This window comes from Hymenobacter coccineus (assembly GCF_001816125.1).
Taxonomy (GTDB): Bacteria; Bacteroidota; Bacteroidia; order Cytophagales; family Hymenobacteraceae; genus Hymenobacter; species Hymenobacter coccineus.
In genome coordinates, this window is the sequence record NZ_MDZA01000013.1 from 1 (window position 1) to 17,277 (window position 17,277).

Annotated in this window: 19 protein-coding genes; 12 read left to right on the top strand and 7 right to left on the bottom strand. The window is 54.7% G+C overall.

What is annotated here, in order from left to right:
• Nucleotides 1-204: 204 nt before the first annotated feature.
• Entirely contained in the window at nucleotides 205-420 is a 216-nt protein-coding gene (locus BEN49_RS01115; RefSeq protein ID WP_070739558.1) for an antitoxin VbhA family protein, read from the bottom strand.
• A gap of 259 nt (nucleotides 421-679) precedes the next feature.
• On the opposite strand from BEN49_RS01115, the gene BEN49_RS01120 reads away from it, so the two are divergent.
• Nucleotides 680-1,249 (top strand): recombinase family protein, encoded by a 570-nt coding sequence (locus BEN49_RS01120; protein WP_070739561.1) that lies wholly within the window; start codon nucleotides 680-682, stop codon nucleotides 1,247-1,249.
• Between the two features lie 25 nt (nucleotides 1,250-1,274).
• Here BEN49_RS01120 and BEN49_RS01125 read toward each other — a convergent pair whose 3' ends face one another.
• Nucleotides 1,275-2,405: a PIN domain-containing protein gene (locus BEN49_RS01125; RefSeq protein WP_070739564.1), complete on the bottom strand. Its 1,131-nt coding sequence runs from the start codon at nucleotides 2,403-2,405 to the stop codon at nucleotides 1,275-1,277.
• A gap of 72 nt (nucleotides 2,406-2,477) precedes the next feature.
• Here BEN49_RS01125 and BEN49_RS01130 point away from each other — a divergent pair, with 72 nt between their 5' ends.
• The 6 genes from BEN49_RS01130 (at nucleotide 2,478) to BEN49_RS01155 (ending at nucleotide 9,348) form a co-directional block, all read left to right on the top strand.
• Nucleotides 2,478-2,786, top strand: coding sequence for a type II toxin-antitoxin system HigB family toxin (locus BEN49_RS01130; protein WP_068227189.1), 309 nt, complete (start codon nucleotides 2,478-2,480; stop codon nucleotides 2,784-2,786).
• A 39-nt stretch (nucleotides 2,787-2,825) separates the two neighbouring features.
• Entirely contained in the window at nucleotides 2,826-3,179 is a 354-nt protein-coding gene (locus tag BEN49_RS01135; RefSeq protein ID WP_070739567.1) for a helix-turn-helix domain-containing protein, read from the top strand.
• Nucleotides 3,180-3,230: 51 nt separating this feature from the next.
• On the top strand, nucleotides 3,231-3,440 hold the full coding sequence (locus BEN49_RS01140; protein ID WP_125916389.1) for a hypothetical protein: 210 nt from the start codon (nucleotides 3,231-3,233) through the stop codon (nucleotides 3,438-3,440).
• An 831-nt stretch (nucleotides 3,441-4,271) separates the two neighbouring features.
• Complete coding sequence (locus BEN49_RS01145) at nucleotides 4,272-7,619, top strand: class I SAM-dependent DNA methyltransferase (protein WP_204376022.1); 3,348 nt, start codon at nucleotides 4,272-4,274, stop codon at nucleotides 7,617-7,619.
• 23 nt (nucleotides 7,620-7,642) lie between these two features.
• Nucleotides 7,643-8,002, top strand: a complete 360-nt coding sequence (locus BEN49_RS01150) for a hypothetical protein (RefSeq protein ID WP_070739576.1) — start codon at nucleotides 7,643-7,645, stop codon at nucleotides 8,000-8,002.
• Nucleotides 8,003-8,847: 845 nt separating this feature from the next.
• On the top strand, nucleotides 8,848-9,348 hold the full coding sequence (locus BEN49_RS01155; RefSeq protein ID WP_070739579.1) for a helix-turn-helix domain-containing protein: 501 nt from the start codon (nucleotides 8,848-8,850) through the stop codon (nucleotides 9,346-9,348).
• Nucleotides 9,349-9,415: 67 nt separating this feature from the next.
• Here the strand turns inward: BEN49_RS01155 and BEN49_RS28625 are convergent, their stop codons facing one another.
• From BEN49_RS28625 to BEN49_RS01170, 4 genes are all read right to left on the bottom strand, one after another.
• Nucleotides 9,416-9,634 carry a type II toxin-antitoxin system prevent-host-death family antitoxin gene (locus BEN49_RS28625; RefSeq protein ID WP_193415747.1) on the bottom strand — a complete coding sequence of 73 codons (219 nt, stop codon included), beginning with the start codon at nucleotides 9,632-9,634 and terminating at the stop codon, nucleotides 9,416-9,418.
• Nucleotides 9,635-9,641: 7 nt separating this feature from the next.
• Nucleotides 9,642-10,094 carry a PIN domain-containing protein gene (locus BEN49_RS01160; RefSeq protein ID WP_083325654.1) on the bottom strand — a complete coding sequence of 151 codons (453 nt, stop codon included), beginning with the start codon at nucleotides 10,092-10,094 and terminating at the stop codon, nucleotides 9,642-9,644.
• The gene (locus tag BEN49_RS01165) at nucleotides 10,036-10,260 is read right to left on the bottom strand and encodes a hypothetical protein (protein ID WP_070739585.1); all 225 of its coding nucleotides are present in this window, start codon (nucleotides 10,258-10,260) and stop codon (nucleotides 10,036-10,038) included. Before BEN49_RS01165 ends, BEN49_RS01160 begins: the two co-directional genes overlap by 59 nt.
• A gap of 379 nt (nucleotides 10,261-10,639) precedes the next feature.
• Nucleotides 10,640-11,533 carry a replication initiation protein gene (locus tag BEN49_RS01170; RefSeq protein WP_070739588.1) on the bottom strand — a complete coding sequence of 298 codons (894 nt, stop codon included), beginning with the start codon at nucleotides 11,531-11,533 and terminating at the stop codon, nucleotides 10,640-10,642.
• Nucleotides 11,534-12,051: 518 nt separating this feature from the next.
• Here BEN49_RS01170 and BEN49_RS26480 point away from each other — a divergent pair.
• Nucleotides 12,052-12,321: a hypothetical protein gene (locus BEN49_RS26480; protein ID WP_125916391.1), complete on the top strand. Its 270-nt coding sequence runs from the start codon at nucleotides 12,052-12,054 to the stop codon at nucleotides 12,319-12,321.
• 32 nt (nucleotides 12,322-12,353) lie between these two features.
• On the opposite strand, the gene BEN49_RS26485 is transcribed toward BEN49_RS26480, so the two are convergent.
• Complete coding sequence (locus tag BEN49_RS26485; protein WP_125916393.1) at nucleotides 12,354-12,779, bottom strand: hypothetical protein; 426 nt, start codon at nucleotides 12,777-12,779, stop codon at nucleotides 12,354-12,356.
• A 392-nt stretch (nucleotides 12,780-13,171) separates the two neighbouring features.
• Between BEN49_RS26485 and BEN49_RS01180 the strand changes: the two genes are divergently transcribed.
• From BEN49_RS01180 to BEN49_RS01195, 4 genes are all read left to right on the top strand, one after another.
• Nucleotides 13,172-13,570, top strand: a complete 399-nt coding sequence (locus BEN49_RS01180; protein ID WP_070739594.1) for a MobC family plasmid mobilization relaxosome protein — start codon at nucleotides 13,172-13,174, stop codon at nucleotides 13,568-13,570.
• Complete coding sequence (locus BEN49_RS01185) at nucleotides 13,567-15,432, top strand: relaxase/mobilization nuclease domain-containing protein (protein ID WP_070739597.1); 1,866 nt, start codon at nucleotides 13,567-13,569, stop codon at nucleotides 15,430-15,432. The genes BEN49_RS01180 and BEN49_RS01185 overlap by 4 nt, the downstream gene beginning before the upstream one ends.
• A gap of 67 nt (nucleotides 15,433-15,499) precedes the next feature.
• Nucleotides 15,500-15,886 (top strand): hypothetical protein, encoded by a 387-nt coding sequence (locus BEN49_RS01190; RefSeq protein WP_070739600.1) that lies wholly within the window; start codon nucleotides 15,500-15,502, stop codon nucleotides 15,884-15,886.
• A 5-nt stretch (nucleotides 15,887-15,891) separates the two neighbouring features.
• Nucleotides 15,892-16,869 carry a PIN domain-containing protein gene (locus tag BEN49_RS01195; RefSeq protein WP_070739603.1) on the top strand — a complete coding sequence of 326 codons (978 nt, stop codon included), beginning with the start codon at nucleotides 15,892-15,894 and terminating at the stop codon, nucleotides 16,867-16,869.
• Nucleotides 16,870-17,277: the final 408 nt, after the last annotated feature.

A 17,277-nucleotide genomic window follows, 5' to 3' on the forward strand; every position in this document is an offset into this window, starting at 1 on the left:
TTGCTTGGAATCGCCCTTTTTAAGTAGGTTTTTGGGCTGCCCTTTTTGATAAAGGGCTTAGCGTGTAAAACCGCCCTTTTGGAACAAAAACCCCTGTAAGAGCGGTCGCACTCATTGAGCGGCTGTCGCTGGCCTAGGAGATGGCCCTTCGTTCCGTTTACCCCGCTGCCTTCAGGTCCCGCTCCGCTACTGAGGGCCCTCGAGCTAACCCGGTAGCGCTGGAGTGGCTGCTGCGAGGATAGCGGTGGCCCGTTGTTGCATCAGTTCCCCAACCTGCGCCAAGCTCAACTCGCCACGTACATACCGCTCGTGCAAGGCTACCACTGCCAAGTGCGGGGTGATGCCGCGGGTCTGCAAGTTGGCCACCGCCTGGTTGACCGCCTTTTGACGGTTGGCTTGTTCTTCCTCGACCAATTCCATGGGGTACAGTTAAGAGTAAGCTGAAGGATGACAGCTAAGTTACAAGCAAGCCCAGAATAAGTTGTACTCTACTACGGTCAAGCTAGTGTCGAGTTGCTAAGTACAAGCAGGCCTTAGAGAAAAGCCAGTCTTATGGCTCCGAAAGGCGCACCTTTCTGAGCCACTAGGCCAGCTTAGCGAATTAGCGCTGTACTGGCCTTTTTGGTGGCTCAAGAAGTGGGTTCTGTAATGTATGTTTGTGACCCATACTTACTGAGCCATGCAGCACACCTTCGGTTACGCCCGCGTTTCCGCCACTGACCAGAACCTAGCCACGCAGGTGGAAGACCTCACCCAAGCGGGCTGCACGCGCATTTTCCAGGAGAAGGTTTCCGGCACGCGGACCCAGAGCCCGGCCCTCGACGAGCTGCTAGAAGCCGTGCGGGAAGGCGACGTGGTGGTGGTGAACCGCCTGGCACGACTTGGCCGCAATACCGTGCACACCATTCAACTGGTGGAAGAATTTAACCGGCGCGGCGTACACTTTCGGGCGCTCGACCTGGGCATTGACTCGCGCACCCCAGCGGGTAAGATGATTATTGGGGTGTTCAGCTCCTTCAATCAGTACGAGCGGGAGAACAACCGGCAGAAGAGTTTGGCCGGCATTGAGCTAGCCAAGCAGCAGGGGAAGCACCTGGGCCGGCCCGCTGGGCGCGATGCTGAGAAGCTGGCCAAGGTAGCCACGGCCTTAGAGCGGGGCTTATCGGTGGCTGAAATTGTGACGCTTACCGGGATTAGCCGCGCCAGTGTCAAGCGTTATCGCCAAGATATTGAAGGACAAATAACTTAAAGTCAACGAGTTAATTTGTGCTAAATCAGGAAAAGCGGCCCCGAACAATGCGGGGGCCGACTCTTGGTAATCGAATGAAAAGGTCATTGCCTGGTACGAGGTCTGCATTGTCCACCGAAACTTCCCCAAATGAGCCGTTTTCGTAAGGAATAGTAACATCGACAAGGAAATTTAACTTCAACAATACTTTACTGGTCTCTATGGATACTAGGGGGTTATAGTAAGTTATTTCGGTTAGTTTGCGCACTTTTAAACGCTGAAAGACAATCGTTCTGACCGGATTTTTATAGAGGTAAACAAACATGCGGGTTTGATTACGTATTTCCGACGAGTCATTGGTTTCCAGTTCATTATATAAGTTTGGAAACTCTAGCAGAGGGTTCAGGCGCTCAATTTGGTCCACTACCTCATCTATATTGATAAGAAAGTCATCATTAAACTTGGCCAAGAAGTCTGATGCTACAACGTGAGCCAGCACAGCTTCCCGAGTAACGGCAGCGATTGGGCTGTGGTGGGCTTCTACAAATTTGTTAAAGTCGTTGTAGTAGTGAAACTTAACATTAGGAAAGGCTTCTAAGTCTTTCTGAAGCTCAGTGTGTAGTAGGTCGGGTTTGTCCTTGCTAAAGCTGAATGCTTTGTAGTCGCTAGAGAAGAAGACAACGCCCTCGTCCGTAAACTCTCCGTGCTCACTTTTAGCGGCAAGAGCGACTATTTCAAGTACTGTCTCCCATATGAGAGTGTCTTTGAACTCGCGCTCGGTATTGCCAGTGAAGGGTTTTCGCTTATAAATAGCCCGATTGGCTACCTTCTCTAACAGCTCAGCACTATAGCCAATAACCCCTTTAGGCTCATCAATGCCAAGCTCAATGAGAATATCATAAACATAGCTATTTACTTCGTGCTCAATGTCAAGGTCTAGTTTGGTGAAATCGAGTGGTTCGGCCCGCAACTGGTTCAGTTCACGGCAGGCTCGCTCATATTCCGATGCCTTGTTTTCCAGCTCCTTACGGTAGTTAGCCCGAACTTCTTCAATGATAATCTTTGGGAGAATGACTTGAGCGCGAGTCTTGCGCACATAGTCTACAAAGGCTTGCGATAGGTCTTTGCGGAACAGCCAGTCTTTAAAGAAGATGTTGGTATCCAGTATAATGTACATAAGGCTGACTGAAGTGTAGAGGAAGATACTACGCAATACGGAATTTTATTCTGAATTGCGTATGTTTGAGGCATGGCGATGATTGTCATTGAGGAGAAGATTATCACCAGCTACGGGCGCAAGAACGCGCAGGCGCGGGAAGCGTTGAAGGTTTGGTTTGCCCAGGTGCAGCTCTGCACCTGGTCGAGTCACAACGACCTGCTGGCAGACTTCGCCACGGCGGATTACATCGGCCAGGGCCGCTACGTCTTCGATATAAAGGGCAACCATTACCGACTTGTCGCCCAGGTGCTGTTTTCGCTGCGGACCGTCGATATCCGGCGCATTATGACGCACGCCGATTATAGTAAACTCAGTAAAAAGCAGTTGCAAGACCTCTGAGGTCGTATTTCTTCCCTTTTGTTCTAACTCCCTAAGCCCGTGAACCTGACCACCGAAGCCGAGCACAAAGCCGCCGTGAAGGAATTCCGGACGCTGGCCACCGACGAAGAAGCCAACCGCGACCGCCTGCTGGTGCTGCGCGACGCCATCCACGCCTTTGAAGAGGCGAATGGCCATAATCCCGGCCCCCCGACGACGGTCGCGGGCCGGCTGCAAGTCGAAATGTTCAAGCGCCACTTGAAACAGAAGCAGCTCGCGCAGCTGCTGGAGGTGGGCGAGTCGCGCCTGAGCGAGGTGCTGCGCGGCCGGCGGCCAGCCAACGGCGACTTTTTGCGCCGCATGTACAAGAAGCTGGGTATCCCCGCCGAAGAGGTGCTAGAACTGACTGCTTGATAAGGGAGTAAATGTTTTGCAATTGGTGAAATGCGGAAAAGCCTCACTGCTATGACTATTCAGAATGAAGCAGCCTACCAGGCCGGTATGAGTCGCTTGGAAGCCCTTGACAGTAACAACCCCGCTAACCTAGCAGAAATGGAAGCGCTGGGCAACGCCCTCGAAGCCTACGAAGACAGCCAGGGCCACGCGCCCGTCCGGCCGGATTCGCTCGTTTTCCGCACCAAAGCGGGGCTTTCGCCTTTAAGGACCAATAGCTGACTTTTGGCCAGTATGTTGTTCAACAAGCCCAACTAGTGTCGCTGCGTGTCGGCTCTTCGCAATGTGGCTGATAGCTCGATACGCTAGCCAGGTAATTCCGAGGACAAGTCCACACAGCATCAAGGCCAGCCAAATAAGCTGTTCTGCGGGCATTCGTTCAGCAATAGTGCCAAGCACTTTCCATAAACCCACTGGGGTAGTATTAGGAAGGATAGAGAGGAAGAAAATAGTAGCAGTATTCATAAAAAATTTGGTTGGTATAGTGACTAGGGAGAAAGGCGTCCAAAGCGGCCGCTACTGAAGCGGTGGTGTAAGATTAGCAAGCCCCAAGAAGCACGAATTCAGATTTTAGTAATAGGACTAAACTGTAAAAAGCGCAATTGCAGCTCGTAGGGGGGGATTTTGGGGAGTTGTGCTTCGATGGCGTGAGCAGGTTATCACAGCGGATGGAGAAAAAAGGAGGGGGAGCAGTGCGCGCACTGTCAGCACAAAGAGCTTGCGTAGAAGCGAGGAGAGTGCTCTTGCTAAGGCGGGGAACAGGTCAGACAAGTGGCGCGGTTAAATCAGCTTCATACAGAGAGAAGCCGCGAGGTTGGTTTTGTTGCTAACTCCCATCCCTCAAACTTCCAAATCGAAGGCCTTTTAAAAAAGGACACGAAAACGGGTCTTCAAAAAATGCGTTTCCAGGCGATAGGGGCACTTTTTGAAATTTGTCTAAAATGGCGGGGCTGCCTAGGAGCCAAAAAAGCCCGCTGACAAGGGAAATCCTGAGCAGCGGGCGAGGCCGTATTGGGCGAGTTAAATCTGAGGGAGAAGCGCGTATTTTGCGCCGTGCAATACCAAGATTTTGAAAGCCGCTGGCGGAAATCAGGCGGCGCGGAGCGGGCCAACTATGGCCTGTTTCTGCAAGACTTCTGCGACTTACTAGGCGTACCCCGCCCCGACCCTACCACCGACAACCCCGCCCAGGACGCTTACGTGTTGGAGCGGGCCGTGACGTTCGACGACGGCGGCGGCAAGCAGACCACCGGCCGGATTGACTTGTACAAGCGGGGCTGTTTCGTGCTCGAAACCAAGCAGGGTACCATTACCCCCGACGAGCAGGCCGCCGCCGAGAAGGCGCAGCTGGGCTTGCCAGCCGAGAAGCGCCGCAAGGGCCACGCCGTGCGCGGAACGGCAAAATGGGAGCAGATGATGAAAGCCGCTTATGAGCAGGCACTTCGCTACGTGCGGGCGCTGCCAGCGAGTGAGCCCCGGCCCCCGTTTATCCTGGTGGTGGACGTAGGCCACTGCTTCGACGTGTACAGCAACTTTGCCGGCGTGGGCGATAACTACGTGCCCTTTCCCGATTCGGGGCACTACCGTTTCTTTCTGCCGGCGCTGGCCAAGCCCGAGCTACGCGAGCAGCTGCACCAGCTCTTTACCGACCCGCAGCAACTCGACCCCAGCCGCCGCGCCGCCCGCGTCACGCGCCAGCTCGCCGGCTACCTGGCGGGCCTGAGCACCCAATTGGAAAAGGCGGGCCACCCGTCCGACGTGGTAGCGCAGTTTCTGATGCGCTGCCTGTTTACCATGTTTGCCGAGGACGTGGAGTTGATTCCGGCCGACTCTTTCAAGGGGTTGCTGGCCACCTACGCGGAAACGGAGGAATCGCGGGGCTACTTGCCGGACGCGTTGGAAGGCTTGTGGGCCGTGATGGATAAAGGCGGATTCTCGCCCGAGCTACGCAAGAAGCTACGGCGCTTTAATGGGCAGTTGTTCCACGAGGCCAAAGCGTTACCCCTAAATGCGGACCAAATCAAGCTGCTAGAGCAGGCCGCCGCCGCCAACTGGACAGAGGTAGAACCGGCCATCTTTGGCACCCTGCTAGAGCGGGCGCTAGACCCAAACGAGCGCCATAGTTTGGGCGCGCACTACACGCCTCGGCGCTACGTCGAGCGCCTGGTGCTGCCCACCGTGATTGAGCCGCTGCGGCGCGAGTGGGCCGCAGCGCAGGCGGCCAGCGCCACCAAGTTGGAGGAAGGCAAAGGCAAGAAGGTGGTGGATGCCGCCCGCGAGGAGTTGCTGAAATTCTTGCGCCGGCTTACGTCGGTGAAGGTGCTAGACCCCGCTTGTGGTTCGGGTAACTTCCTGTATGTGACCTTGGAACACCTGAAACGGTTAGAAGGTGAGGTGCTGACTACCCTAGCGCAGCTGGGCGGTTCCGGCCGCCTGGAGCTGGGCGACGGGACGACGGTAAGCCCCCGGCAGCTGCTGGGCATGGAGCTAAACCCCCGCGCTGCCGCTATTGCCGACGTGGTATTGCGCATTGGGTACTTGCAGTGGCACTTACGCACCCACGGCCTCACGCAGCTAGCGGAGCCCCTGCTTGACAACTACCAGAATATCAAGCAGCAGGACGCCGTATTGGGCCACAATGCCGATTATAGCAAGACGTGGCCAGCCGAGTGGCCAGAAGCTGATTTTATTGTGGGCAATCCGCCTTTTGTGGGCGATAAGGCCATGCGCCGGGCGCTGGGCGACGAGTACGTGACCAGCTTGCGCAAAACCTACGCGGGCCAGGTGCCCGAGTCGGCCGACCTGGTGATGTACTGGTGGCAGCGGGCCGCCCAACTGGCCGCCAGTGGGAAGGTAGAGCGCTTCGGATTTATTACTACTAATTCTATCACTCAGACGTTTAACCGTCGGGTAGTGCAGGAGTTTCTAGCTGATACCGCGCAGCCGGTTTCGCTCGTCTATGCCATTTCGGACCATCCGTGGGTTGATGCGACCGACGGGGCCGCCGTGCGCGTGGCGTTCACCGTGGCCGAGCGTGGGGTACTGCCGGGCTCGTTGTTCCAGGTGGTGCAGGAAACGGCGGCCGACGATGACGCGCACGACGTGCTGCTGATGGAAACCGTTGGAACCATCAACTCTGACCTGACTATGGGGGCTGACGTGGCCAACGCGATAGCTCTAAAGGCGGCGGCTGGCCTGTCAAACGTCGGAATGGCTCTGTATGGGGCTGGTTTCCAAGTAACTCCCAGTGAGGCAGTGGCGCTAGGATTAGGTAAGCTGCTAGGACTAGAGCAGCATATTCGCCCCTATCTCAATGGGCGCGACATGATGCAGAAAACCCGTGGTTTGATGGTAATTGACCTTTTTGGGTTGACTACAGATGAGGTACTAGAGTCTTATCCAGCTGTTTATCAAAGAATTATAGAAAAGGTAAAGCCAGAGCGTGACAATAACAACCGCGCTAGCTACCGCACGAAATGGTGGACTTTTGGAGAGCCTCGTAAACAGTTGCGCCCTGCCCTAGCTGGGCTTTCTAGAATTATTGTAACCACCCAAACGGCTAAGCATCGAGTGTTTATGTTTTTGGATGGTAAGACGTTGCCTGATAATACACTCTTTGTTATTGCCTCAGAAAGTGCCTATCATCTTGGCGTATTGTCAAGCAAAGCGCATGTAACGTGGGCAATGGCAACAGGCGGTTGGCTGGGAGTTGGTAACGATTCTCGCTATAATGGCTCCCGCTGTTTTGACCCCTATCCTTTTCCTCTTGCTACTGAGGACCAGCAGGCTAAGATTGGTAAACTAGCCGAGCAGCTGGACGCCCACCGCAAGCGCCAGCAGGCCCAGCACCCCGTCCTTACGCTAACCGACCTCTATAATGTGGTGGAAAAGCTACGCACTGGCCAGGTGCTCAATGCAAAGGAGCAGATTACCCATGAGCAGGGGCTAGCGGCCATTGTGCTCAACCTCCACCACCAGCTCGATGCCGCCGTGGCCGACGCTTACGGCTGGCCGGCCACGCTCAGCGACGCGGAGGTGCTCACGCGCCTGATGCAGCTCAACCAGCAGCGGCTAGCCGAAGAAGCGGCCGGCACCGTGCGCTACCTACGCCCCGAGTACCAAGCCCCCGGCCAGCAGGCCGCCTTGGCGTTGCCGGCGACCGCCGCCACCGCCACAGTGGCCGCCGCCGCCACGGCCCAACCGTGGCCAGCTGAGCTAGCCCAGCAGATGCTAGCCGTGCGCGCCATCATCCAGCAGGCAGCCGGTGAGGCCCTGAGCAGCGACCAAGTAGCCGCCCGATTCCGGCGCACCAAGGCCGACAAGGTGAAACCCTTGCTCGATACGCTGGCCATGATGTCGCAGGTACGTTACCTAGAGCCCCAGGGTACCTACGCTGCCTAATCACTCCTAACTAATTGACTGAGATGGAAGACCATATTTCCCCGATGAACTACGAAGCCTTCATTCGTCGGGCCCACGGCTGCACCCGCGAACAGAAAGGAGCGTCGTGCGACTATTTCCGCAATTTGCAGACTACTGAATCAGGTTGGTTGAAGCTAACTGGCATCGGCTCAGCTGATAAGCAGCTAACCGCCATAAAAGGCCACCTTGCTAAGGCCATCCAAGCTTTTCTGAAGCCCAGGAGAGGCCGCAAACTCACTGCCGACGAAGCAGAGCAGCTTGCGGGATTGCAGCTATCCATTGAGCGCAGCTATGGTTCCGCCGACCTTATCCCATTGATTAGACGCGGCCTAGATATAACTCAACCTTACAAAGAGGCTTAATCACTTATCCCCGAACCGGCATGATTTCCATTGTATCCGAAAAGGTCAGAGTGCCTGGTAGCTCCAGCGACTTTGCCAGCCAGATGTACGCTGAGGTGTCCAACGAGGCAGCCGAGGTTTTTGCTTCTGAGTTAAGAGGCAGTGACTTGCCCCAGCAAACCACCCCAACCATACCAGCACGGTGGTGATAAAGGCGACAGGTAACGACAAAATGGTGAAGGTAGAGAAGCGTAATTTTTGCTGCCGAGAGTTTGAGCAGCAGATAAATGTGTCGGTGAAGCGATAGCCGCTAGCTGTTGGGGCCATGACTATCAAGCAAAAAAGGCGCACCAGGCGAACCGGCCAGTCGTGTACGCCCATTTTAAGGGCGTCTGTCAATCTTGTAAGCTGGCCATCGGCACGAATGGCCCCAAGTGGGATATTCACCACCTCACCTATCACTACCACGGCCGGCTGTACGACACCCCCGCCCCTGAGCTGATTGCATCGGGCGTGATAACGCTAATCTGTCGGCTGTGCCACAACAAAGAGCACACCGCAGCTGACCCCGAAAGTCCCCGACACGGCGAAAACCGCGCCTGTTGCGAACGGTGTGGCGCTTCGGAGCGCGGTATTATGGACCGAAAAAAGGGAGAGCAGTTGCCGCAGCTGTTATGCCGTCAGTGCTTTCTGCTCAACCAACAAGGAGTTACCCAGACCTCCTTATTCATTTGATGCGCGCTGATTAGTCAGCTAAAGAGCAGTAAGTGCTTGACTAGTCACGGGTTAATCGGTGACTAGTCAAGCAGAAGTTGAGTAAGACACGCACCTGTTTACTTTGCGGGCTCTGACTAGTCACGCATCGTATGGAAAACACTTCTCCATTTTTAACCATAAAGCAAGCAGCTCAGCAGGTTAACAAGTCTGAGCAGACTATTCGGCGACTAGTCAAACAGCACGTAAAGACTAGTCATATTCAGGTCGAGCAAACCCCAAAAGGTGACACGTATCTGATTAGTCAGACATTTCTCGCGCAACAGTACCCCGCTCCCACCGAGCAATTGCCAGCCATCAGTGAGCCAGAGCCAGGACCGACCGTGGCGCAGTTGCAACAGCAACTAGCCGAGCGAGACCAGACGATTCAGCAGCTGCAACACCGCTTGCTAGAGCAAAACGACGTCTTGAATGCGCTGACTAGTCAGGTGAATAGTCAGCGCATTGGACGCATTGAGGAACTGCTACTTAGCCAGAATGAGCAGTTGGGTGAGCTACAAAAGCGGCTGCCTGAACCTGCCGAAGTATTGCAGTTACCCCCAGCACCAGCGCCTGGTAAGAAGGGCCTATGGCAGCGATTATTTGGCTCATAGAGGTGATAAATAGCCTTTGTTATCCGATTAGTCAGCTGACTAATCAAGTGACTAGTCAGCGCAGGTATTAATCTGGTAATGAATGAGTTTCATGCTGACCCAGTTTGTCACGTTCGAGAGCAGCCCGCAAGCGCGCTGCGTTAGCAGGGGAGGATAACAGGTGCGCGGTTTCATCTAAGTCTACTGCCTTCGCCGCCCGGCCCAGAAGGGTGACAAAGGGCAGGCTGCGCAGTAGCTCTAGCATAAAGGCAGCTCGGTGCTCTGGTACTTCCAGCGTGATTCTCATACGGTGGTTAGGTAGGTTCCTTAACCAGGGCCAGGCCAAGGGCCGGGAGGTGGTCAAAGTCGTTGTCGGCCGTGTGCAACGGCAGGTCCAGGTAGAGCGCCGTGGCCGCAATCCAGAGGTCGTTCTTGCCCATGTTGCGGGCGCTCATGCCGGCCGGCAGCTGCTGGCCGCGTAGCTTGCCTTGGCTGTAGGCGTCAAGGCGGGCATACAAGCTGGCCAACTCGGGCACAAAGCCCACCAGAGGGTAGCGTTCGAGCAGCTGCCGCAGGAAGGCTACTTTCTGGTAGCCCCAATCGGCTTTGAGGGCGAAGGCTTCCAATTCCCCCACCACGGCAAAGGGCAGCACCGCCCGCAGAGGAAGCAGCTGCTGGTGGCGCAGGTGCGCTATGACGACGTTCGTATCAAAGACCACGCGCAGCAGCGGCGCGCTCTTCGCGCAGTAGTTCGTCCATGCGAGCATTTTCCTCGGCGGTGAAGCCCAGGTCGGGGATGGGCAGCGCCTGCGTAGGGGCTACCGTGTCCAGGAAGTGCTGCACTCCCCAGCGCTTGATATCGGCCGGGGAGTAGTAGGTGAGTTGGCCCCACCGAAGCGGGGGAATGGTTTCGGGGACCGGAGAGGCAATCATAAGGGAGCGATTTTAGGAGTTGAAATGACTCGGAGACTAGTGGGGAGCCAGTATATCGGCTAGGCTTGCCGTATCCACTGCTGCCAACTCAATTGGGTAAGACAAGCCAGTCACATACACAATCTGATGCGCCCAGGCAGCTAAATCGTGGCCATGCACTACGAGGTTGTTATCCTCATCCTGGTAAAGAGTCTTGCCATGTAGAAAAGACTCTAAATCAGCGCGTAGCACTGGTGGTATGCTTACTAATGCTCGGGCTTGAGGAGCAGCCATTAAGCGCGTCAAGTAAGCTCGTAGCGCCTCGTAAGCAACTTGGTCATGTGAAGTCATGCACAAAATAACTTGCTAGGAGTGAGTAGAATAGCAACGAGGCTTTGGTCTATACCCCAAAAAGCTTTGCTGTGTAGGCCCCAACGTTTTCCAATTCGTTGTTGAGGACTCGCAACTGAATCTTGTGCAATTGCTTATTGATGTCGGCTAGTGCGTGCGTGCTAAGTACTCTATTAGCTTGGTCTTGGCGTAAGCCGAAGTGAGAAACTAAGCGTCCGAAGGCAGCGGCATTTTGGCCCTCGTAAGCTACTATCTGCTGTCTAGGCTGGTACTGGACGGTAAATTCTATTTGAGTTACGCTACGGCCTTGTTTGATGGGTGTATAGCTAAATGAGAGGTCAGCCTTGCTATTTATTTCTCTTTCTGCTGGGTCGAGGGCTGCTTTCTTGAAGTGGGTCCATTTCTCGTAGCGGTCCTTACCCGTTTTAGGGTCAATAAGGTCCAAGCGCTCTTTTAACTCCTGTACACTGATGCGGAAAGACTTGTCAGGTAAGTTTTTGTACATAGAAAAGAGTTCGTACAATCGCTTTGCATACTTGCTGTGCAGAGTCAGGGCAGTATGAAGTTGAAGAGTAGTGAACCGGTCTTTTAGCTCCACATATAGGGGGCGGACTTTCTGGCTTAGTTCTAACTCTATAATACCTAAGCCTTTGCGATACTGTGCGGAGGCCACGAACGTAGCTTGTAAAAAGTCCCCATTAGATAATGTTGTTTCAAAATATCTCGTGATGAGCTTTTTTGTAGCAAGCTGCATATCAGAGACTTTTACCTCCTGACCAGTCAATGCCATCAACTCCTTAGCCGAAACCTGGTAGATGGTAGTTGACAGGTCGTCTTTGCGAATGCTAGCCATGACCATATAGAGAATATTCTTCTCCAATGCAGTCATTTCATACCGGGCGATAGTGAGGGCATTGTCCTGCCAAAGCGTTATGGGACTCATAGAAAATCGACAGTGAGAAGGCAAATTTACACAAAAGTTGTATAGTTAAGTTGTACTACAACCTTTGTAAAGCAACTTTCACCGACTTTTTTACCACCTTTGTCGCCGTTTCACCGACTTTTTTACCACTTTCACCCCCGTTTTCACCGACTTTTTTACCACTTTCACCGACTTTTTTACCACCTATTCCGACTTTTTTACAACTTTGATGCTCTGGGGACCCTGTCAATCAAGTAGTTACGACACCCCCAAATAACAAGTAATGAAAAAGAATTGTCACAAATACTTGAACGCGCAGGCGAAGGCTTTCAGAAAGTCGGTTGATGCAGAATCAAATCAGCCGACGGCCAAAAAGAAAAGCAAAAACAAAGAAGGCTTCGCACACTGGGGGGGAGACCTTTAAGGTATATATTATTAGTATTCAAAGGCTTATAAATTCTATTAACGAGCTTATATACCACCTTAAACTTGAGATTACCAAGCTTAGGCCGAAGCACTGCGCCATGGTATCTTGCATCATGGCTGACCACGTTTTCCGTCTTAAAGACACGCCTTTAGGTACCCTCCTTGTCAAATTTTACCAGATTGAACCCTATAGCCCAGAGGCATTTGAACGCGCTGTAGGGCGTGATTTCCTCACTGCGACCATGCCGGGTTCCGGCGTTATGTGGGGCTCCCGGCTATACCAAGGCGAAGTAGATTCTGCCGCGGTATTACCCGAAGCTATTTTCAATCTACATCTGCGTTGCCCTCACTGTAACTACGTACGCATCGAGCGTGTCGGCTAGCTGTCTAGCTAACCAGCTGCCCAGGTACGCACCTAAATACCTTTCTCCCCCTCGCGGTAGCGTTTGCGGACTTCGGCCCGGTGGTCGTCTCGCCAGGCCTGCACGATGTTGGCCAGTAGGTCGGATAGGCTCACTTCGACGCCGGGCAGGTTAACGACGGTGGCCAGGGCGCGGTGCAGCTCGACGGGCAGGTACACGCTTTGCTTTTTGGTGACCTGCTGGGCGGGCGTGGTGAAATAGGCCAATGGGCGCAGCTGAGGCGACGCAGGAGCCGCCGAGGTGCTGGGAGTTAATTCGGGTAATTCGGGGACCACAGGCGCTACGGCAGGGGCCGGCGCGGGTAATTGCTGGCCAGTTGCTATGGGGACCAAGTCAGCCGCCGGGAAGGGATGCAGTTGCTCTTGGCTGATGTTTTTGATGTAATCAGTCATTTCCGAATTGGGTGTTTTGTCTGCCATGAGAGTGAGGTAAAAGATAGTAAAGAGGGTAAGCCATTTTCAGCTTTGAACGGGCATACATTATAACAAGTTTAGCTACCTCATTTTTCTCTTTTATAATTTTATGCCTAATCACTTATTAAGCTAAAAAGGTACAATTGAAAAACTTTTAAGTTTTGTAAATAAAAAGCTAACTAGCTAAAGCTTTTACATTAATTAGCTAACTAGCTAGAGCAAGGCAGTCGCTAGGGGCAGTGGGGAATGGTAGCCTTAGCCCTAGTATGACCGCATCCCAAACGCCCCCTTTCCCGTATGTTCTTGCGTAAAGGAGCAAGACAGGTTTAGCTACCGCTAAACGTCTTGCTTTTAGCTCCTATCGTCGCCAAAAGACCTAGTTCTAATATCCCACTTGTATGAGTCAGATAGCCCCTAATTCAGCAGACGAACCCAAGCCGAAACGATTGGGTGGACGGCCGAAAAAGGAGCCAGGCGAGAAGCTCAAGAGCGTGACGACGCACGTTTCACTGGCCCGGTATGAGGAGTTAGAAGCGGGTGCGGTGGCGGTGCGGCAGCCGCTTTCGCAGTTCGTGCGGCCCCTGGTAGAGGCCGGCGTGAAGGCCCGCAAGCGGCCGGTTTTGCAGCTCACTATTGAGCAGGACGGGTACTTGCGGCAGCTGGCGGGGATGGCCAATAACCTCAACCAGTTGAGCAAGCGGGCGCACCAAAGCGGGTTCGCGGCCGTAGCCCAGGAGGTGGAGGCGCAGGCCGCCACGCTCGACCGGCTGCTGGACTATTTTGCCGACGTGGTATGATTAGCCGGACAACCATCGGGCGCAGCTTTGGTGGGGTGGTGCGCTACCAGTTCGAGGGCCGCAAGGAGCAGCCCAGCGACAAGCAGGCCGAGGTGCTGGCCGCCGTTGGGGTGCGTTCTGACAGCGCGGCCCATATGAGCGCGGACTTTAACCGAGGCAGGCAACTGAACCCGAACCTCGGGCAAGCCGTGTGGCATACCTCGCTGAGCTTTAACCCCGACGACGCGGCCAAGATTGATAGCACCAAGATGCTGGCCGTTGCCGAGGGCTACGTGCAGAAGATGGGGTTGGACAAGACCCAGTACGCCATCATCCGGCACCACGACCAGCCCGACAACCAGCATCTACACATCATCGCCAACCGGGTAGGCGACGACGGGCAGACCATCAAGGACGGGCAGAACTTCTTTCGCTCCAAGCAGGCACTAAAGGAGCTAATTCAGGAGCACGGGCTGACCCCGCCCCAGGGACTGCGGGCCGAGAAACAGCACCCGGCGCAGCTGCAAGGGGCCGAGCTGACGAAGCACGAAATCAAGGAGGCGTTGCACCAGGCGCTGGCCACGGCCTCCGACCGGCCGGCGTTGCTGGCCACCTTGCAGGCCCAGCAGATTAGCGCCCGCGAGTTCGCCAACAAAACCGGGGAGGTGACGGGCATCAGCTTCGAGAAGGATGGGACCGTGTTCAAAGGCTCGCAGCTGAGGCGCGGGTACAGTCTAGCCGGTATCGACCAGCAGCTGGCCGCCAATCAGCAGGCCGAGCAGGCCCGCCGAGCCGCGGCCCAAGAGGCCGCCGCGCAGGAGTTGCGGCAAGTGGCCGTGCAGCTGGCCCACCGGCAGGCGGTCGAACGCCAGGCCGCGCAACTGGCCCAGCGGCAAGCGGCCGACCGCCAAGCGGCCCAGCTGGCGCAGCGGCAGGAAGCCGAACGCCAGGCCGCCCAGCAGCGGGAAGTGGCGCGGCGGGCCGCCGAGGCAGCAAAGGGGCCGGAACTGCCGGCCGTCGAGCGGAAGTGGCAGGCCGCGTACCAAACGCAGCTCGCGGAGCTAGCGCGGCAAAACGCGCCTATCCAGGCCCGTAACAAAATCATCGACTCGTATAGCCAGCACTTGCAGGCCCACCCGACCGAGGAAGGGGTAGCCGACGTGGTGAAAGCGATGAAGGGGGACCCGCGCACGGCTGCCTTGCGCACGGAGTTGGAACGCCAGGTAGCCGCGCGGGCGACCCACGCCGCGCAGCGAGCGGCGACCCACGACCAGCGGGCGGCCCTAGAAAAACAGGCGAAAGGGGGCTTTTTCGGGCAAAATGATACTTCGCGGGCAGCCATAGAAAAACTCAAGTTTCTGAATGAGGCGGCCCGGCCCCTGCCCGACCTGCTTCAACCGCAGCTGCTCGAATTTGCCCGCGCCGCCAAGGCAGCCGCCCGGCCGGCCCCGCCCATCGGCTTCGAGGCCCGTACCTATTATCAGCCGGAGGTAGTAGGCCCAAGTCTGGCCACGTACGCCGCGCAGCGCGAGGCCGAGCGCCAGGCCGTGGTGCGGATGAGCCAGCCGGCCGACGAGGCGCGCACGGCGGGCCGGGCCGAGGCACTACAACGCGCATTTACGAGTCACGGGGCGCAGACGCAACTAACCCACCGTCTTGATGCGCAGGGCAACCGGGTAAGTGAACTGGTGGTGCAGTACAGCTTGCAAAGCCATCAACTCGCTAAAGTGAGCCTCACCTTGGATTGGGCGCAGGAGCGTGTGGACTACGAGGTGCAGGAGCAAGCGGGCGACCGAGCGCAGCGCCAGGCCCCCGGCCAACGGGAGGCCCAGCAGCGCCCCGAGCGGGGCGAGAGCCAGGGCTACGGTGGGCGGGGTATGTAAAGGGCTTACGCTGTTCAAGAATACCCTTTACGAGGGTTAATTTAAGGTTTTTGGCGTAACTTGAAGGATGGAAGAAACCCCCAAAAAACCGTCGTTTTGGGCCGAAGAAGGCCCGCAGTTCACGCGCTACAACGAGCTAAATACCTTCCTGCGCATGTCCAGCTTTGCGTGGCACGCGGAACTGGCGTGCCGGAAGTGGCTGGAACGAGCCGCAGCGGTTCCCGATGGGCTTAACACGCCCAAAACCACGGCGTGGATGTCGTTGCTGAGCTACGTGAACCCGGTGCTCGACGCCAGCCAGCAGTTTGGTATTTCCCCTGACGATGCGCCTGACGTGGCCATTCTACGGGCGTACCAGCTGCTGTTATCGGGCCTAACACCCGAGCAGGTAGCGCAACAAATGGAGGATAACCCGTTGCCGGATACCTTACTTGACGTTTTGACAAGTAAGTAAGAATCATGATAAAAATTCTGGTAGACACTTGCACCTGGTTGGATTTGGCAAAAGGAGCCGACCAGAGCAAATTCATCAATATTATTGAGGAACTGATTGGTTTACATGAGGTAGCGTTTATTGTTCCTCAAATCGTTCTTGATGAGTTTGACAGAAACAAAGAGCGCGTCATCCACGATGGGACCAAAAGCCTGTCTAGCGTTTTTGGTCGGGTGAAAGACATAGTGAGTGAGTTTGGAGACCCTCAAGACAAAGAAGCTGCGCTAAAACAGTTGAATGATGTTCGGCACAGGTTGCCGTCGCTGGTCGAAACGGCAGCCTTCAATATCTCTCGGATTGAAACGATGTTGAAGAAAGCAACTGTGGTTCCCTCGACTGATGCGGTACTTATCCGAGCTGCGCAACGGGCGATTGATAAACGGGCACCGTTTCATCTGCCAAAAAATAGCATGGCCGATGCGATGCTCATGGAGATTTACGCGGATTGCATTGCGGAGCCAGGGAGCGAAGAGGACCAATTCGCTTTTGTTACCCACAATAAAGAGGACTTTGGGGCAGTAAATAAGCAACACCCACACCCTGATTTTGCGGCCAGTTTTTCAGCCGACAAGTCGCATTACTTTATCAAGCTAATCGACGCGTTGCGGCATTTTAGGCCAGAGCTGATGAGCGATATTGAGGCTGAGCAGGAATGGGAGGAGGTGCCCAGGACCTTCACGGAAATCCTTGAAGTACAGAAAGAACTGTACGATAAAATTTGGTATAATAGACACAAAAACCTGGTCTATAAAGCTAAACACGGTATTGATGGTATAACGAAGAAGGACGTCGAATTGGGAAAAGCCGCTGCTAAAAAGAAAGAAGAGAAGTATGGGAAGGCTAATCTAGGACCCTATGATGATTTTGAGTGGGGCATGTTAAATGGCAAGCTTTCGGCCATCCGGTGGGTAACGGGTAGCGAATGGGACTTCTTGGATACATGAGGCGCAGACTCTGTACAGCATGTCTAAATTGGGGCTAAAACAAGACTTCCAAACTGGAAAAGTACCATGCCAAGCACAATAGTTAGTTAGGCCGAAACCCGCACTTATTCCGAGGTTGGGGATATAACCAATGTTATGTTAAGAGATTTTTCTAAGGACTTAATAGAAATGAAATTGCTTGCTGTCTTGCCCTAAATCCTGTTTGCGTACGGTTATATAAGGGGTTCTTCTTCCAAAAGGGCGGTTTTACACGCTAAGCAGTTAACCGATTGATTAAGAGATTATTGCTAACAGTGAATTCGAGGTTTGTCAAAAATGAAATCCTTTCTGAAAAGCTTGGCATACCCGCTTGATTGCTTGGAATCGCCCTTTTTAAGTAGGTTTTTGGGCTGCCCTTTTTGATAAAGG

Bases quoted from the DNA above. Each gene is read 5' to 3' on its own strand.
- BEN49_RS01115 (WP_070739558.1), bottom strand. From the start codon at position 420: ATGGAATTGGTCGAGGAAGAACAAGCCAACCGTCAAAAGGCGGTCAAC.
- BEN49_RS01120 (WP_070739561.1), top strand. From the start codon at position 680: ATGCAGCACACCTTCGGTTACGCCCGCGTTTCCGCCACTGACCAGAAC.
- BEN49_RS01125 (WP_070739564.1), bottom strand. From the start codon at position 2,405: ATGTACATTATACTGGATACCAACATCTTCTTTAAAGACTGGCTGTTC.
- BEN49_RS01130 (WP_068227189.1), top strand. From the start codon at position 2,478: ATGGCGATGATTGTCATTGAGGAGAAGATTATCACCAGCTACGGGCGC.
- BEN49_RS01140 (WP_125916389.1), top strand. From the start codon at position 3,231: ATGACTATTCAGAATGAAGCAGCCTACCAGGCCGGTATGAGTCGCTTG.
- BEN49_RS01150 (WP_070739576.1), top strand. From the start codon at position 7,643: ATGGAAGACCATATTTCCCCGATGAACTACGAAGCCTTCATTCGTCGG.
- BEN49_RS01155 (WP_070739579.1), top strand. From the start codon at position 8,848: ATGGAAAACACTTCTCCATTTTTAACCATAAAGCAAGCAGCTCAGCAG.
- BEN49_RS28625 (WP_193415747.1), bottom strand. From the start codon at position 9,634: ATGAGAATCACGCTGGAAGTACCAGAGCACCGAGCTGCCTTTATGCTA.
- BEN49_RS01160 (WP_083325654.1), bottom strand. From the start codon at position 10,094: ATGCTCGCATGGACGAACTACTGCGCGAAGAGCGCGCCGCTGCTGCGC.
- BEN49_RS01165 (WP_070739585.1), bottom strand. From the start codon at position 10,260: ATGATTGCCTCTCCGGTCCCCGAAACCATTCCCCCGCTTCGGTGGGGC.
- BEN49_RS01170 (WP_070739588.1), bottom strand. From the start codon at position 11,533: ATGAGTCCCATAACGCTTTGGCAGGACAATGCCCTCACTATCGCCCGG.
- BEN49_RS26480 (WP_125916391.1), top strand. From the start codon at position 12,052: ATGGCTGACCACGTTTTCCGTCTTAAAGACACGCCTTTAGGTACCCTC.
- BEN49_RS26485 (WP_125916393.1), bottom strand. From the start codon at position 12,779: ATGGCAGACAAAACACCCAATTCGGAAATGACTGATTACATCAAAAAC.
- BEN49_RS01180 (WP_070739594.1), top strand. From the start codon at position 13,172: ATGAGTCAGATAGCCCCTAATTCAGCAGACGAACCCAAGCCGAAACGA.
- BEN49_RS01185 (WP_070739597.1), top strand. From the start codon at position 13,567: ATGATTAGCCGGACAACCATCGGGCGCAGCTTTGGTGGGGTGGTGCGC.
- BEN49_RS01190 (WP_070739600.1), top strand. From the start codon at position 15,500: ATGGAAGAAACCCCCAAAAAACCGTCGTTTTGGGCCGAAGAAGGCCCG.
- BEN49_RS01195 (WP_070739603.1), top strand. From the start codon at position 15,892: ATGATAAAAATTCTGGTAGACACTTGCACCTGGTTGGATTTGGCAAAA.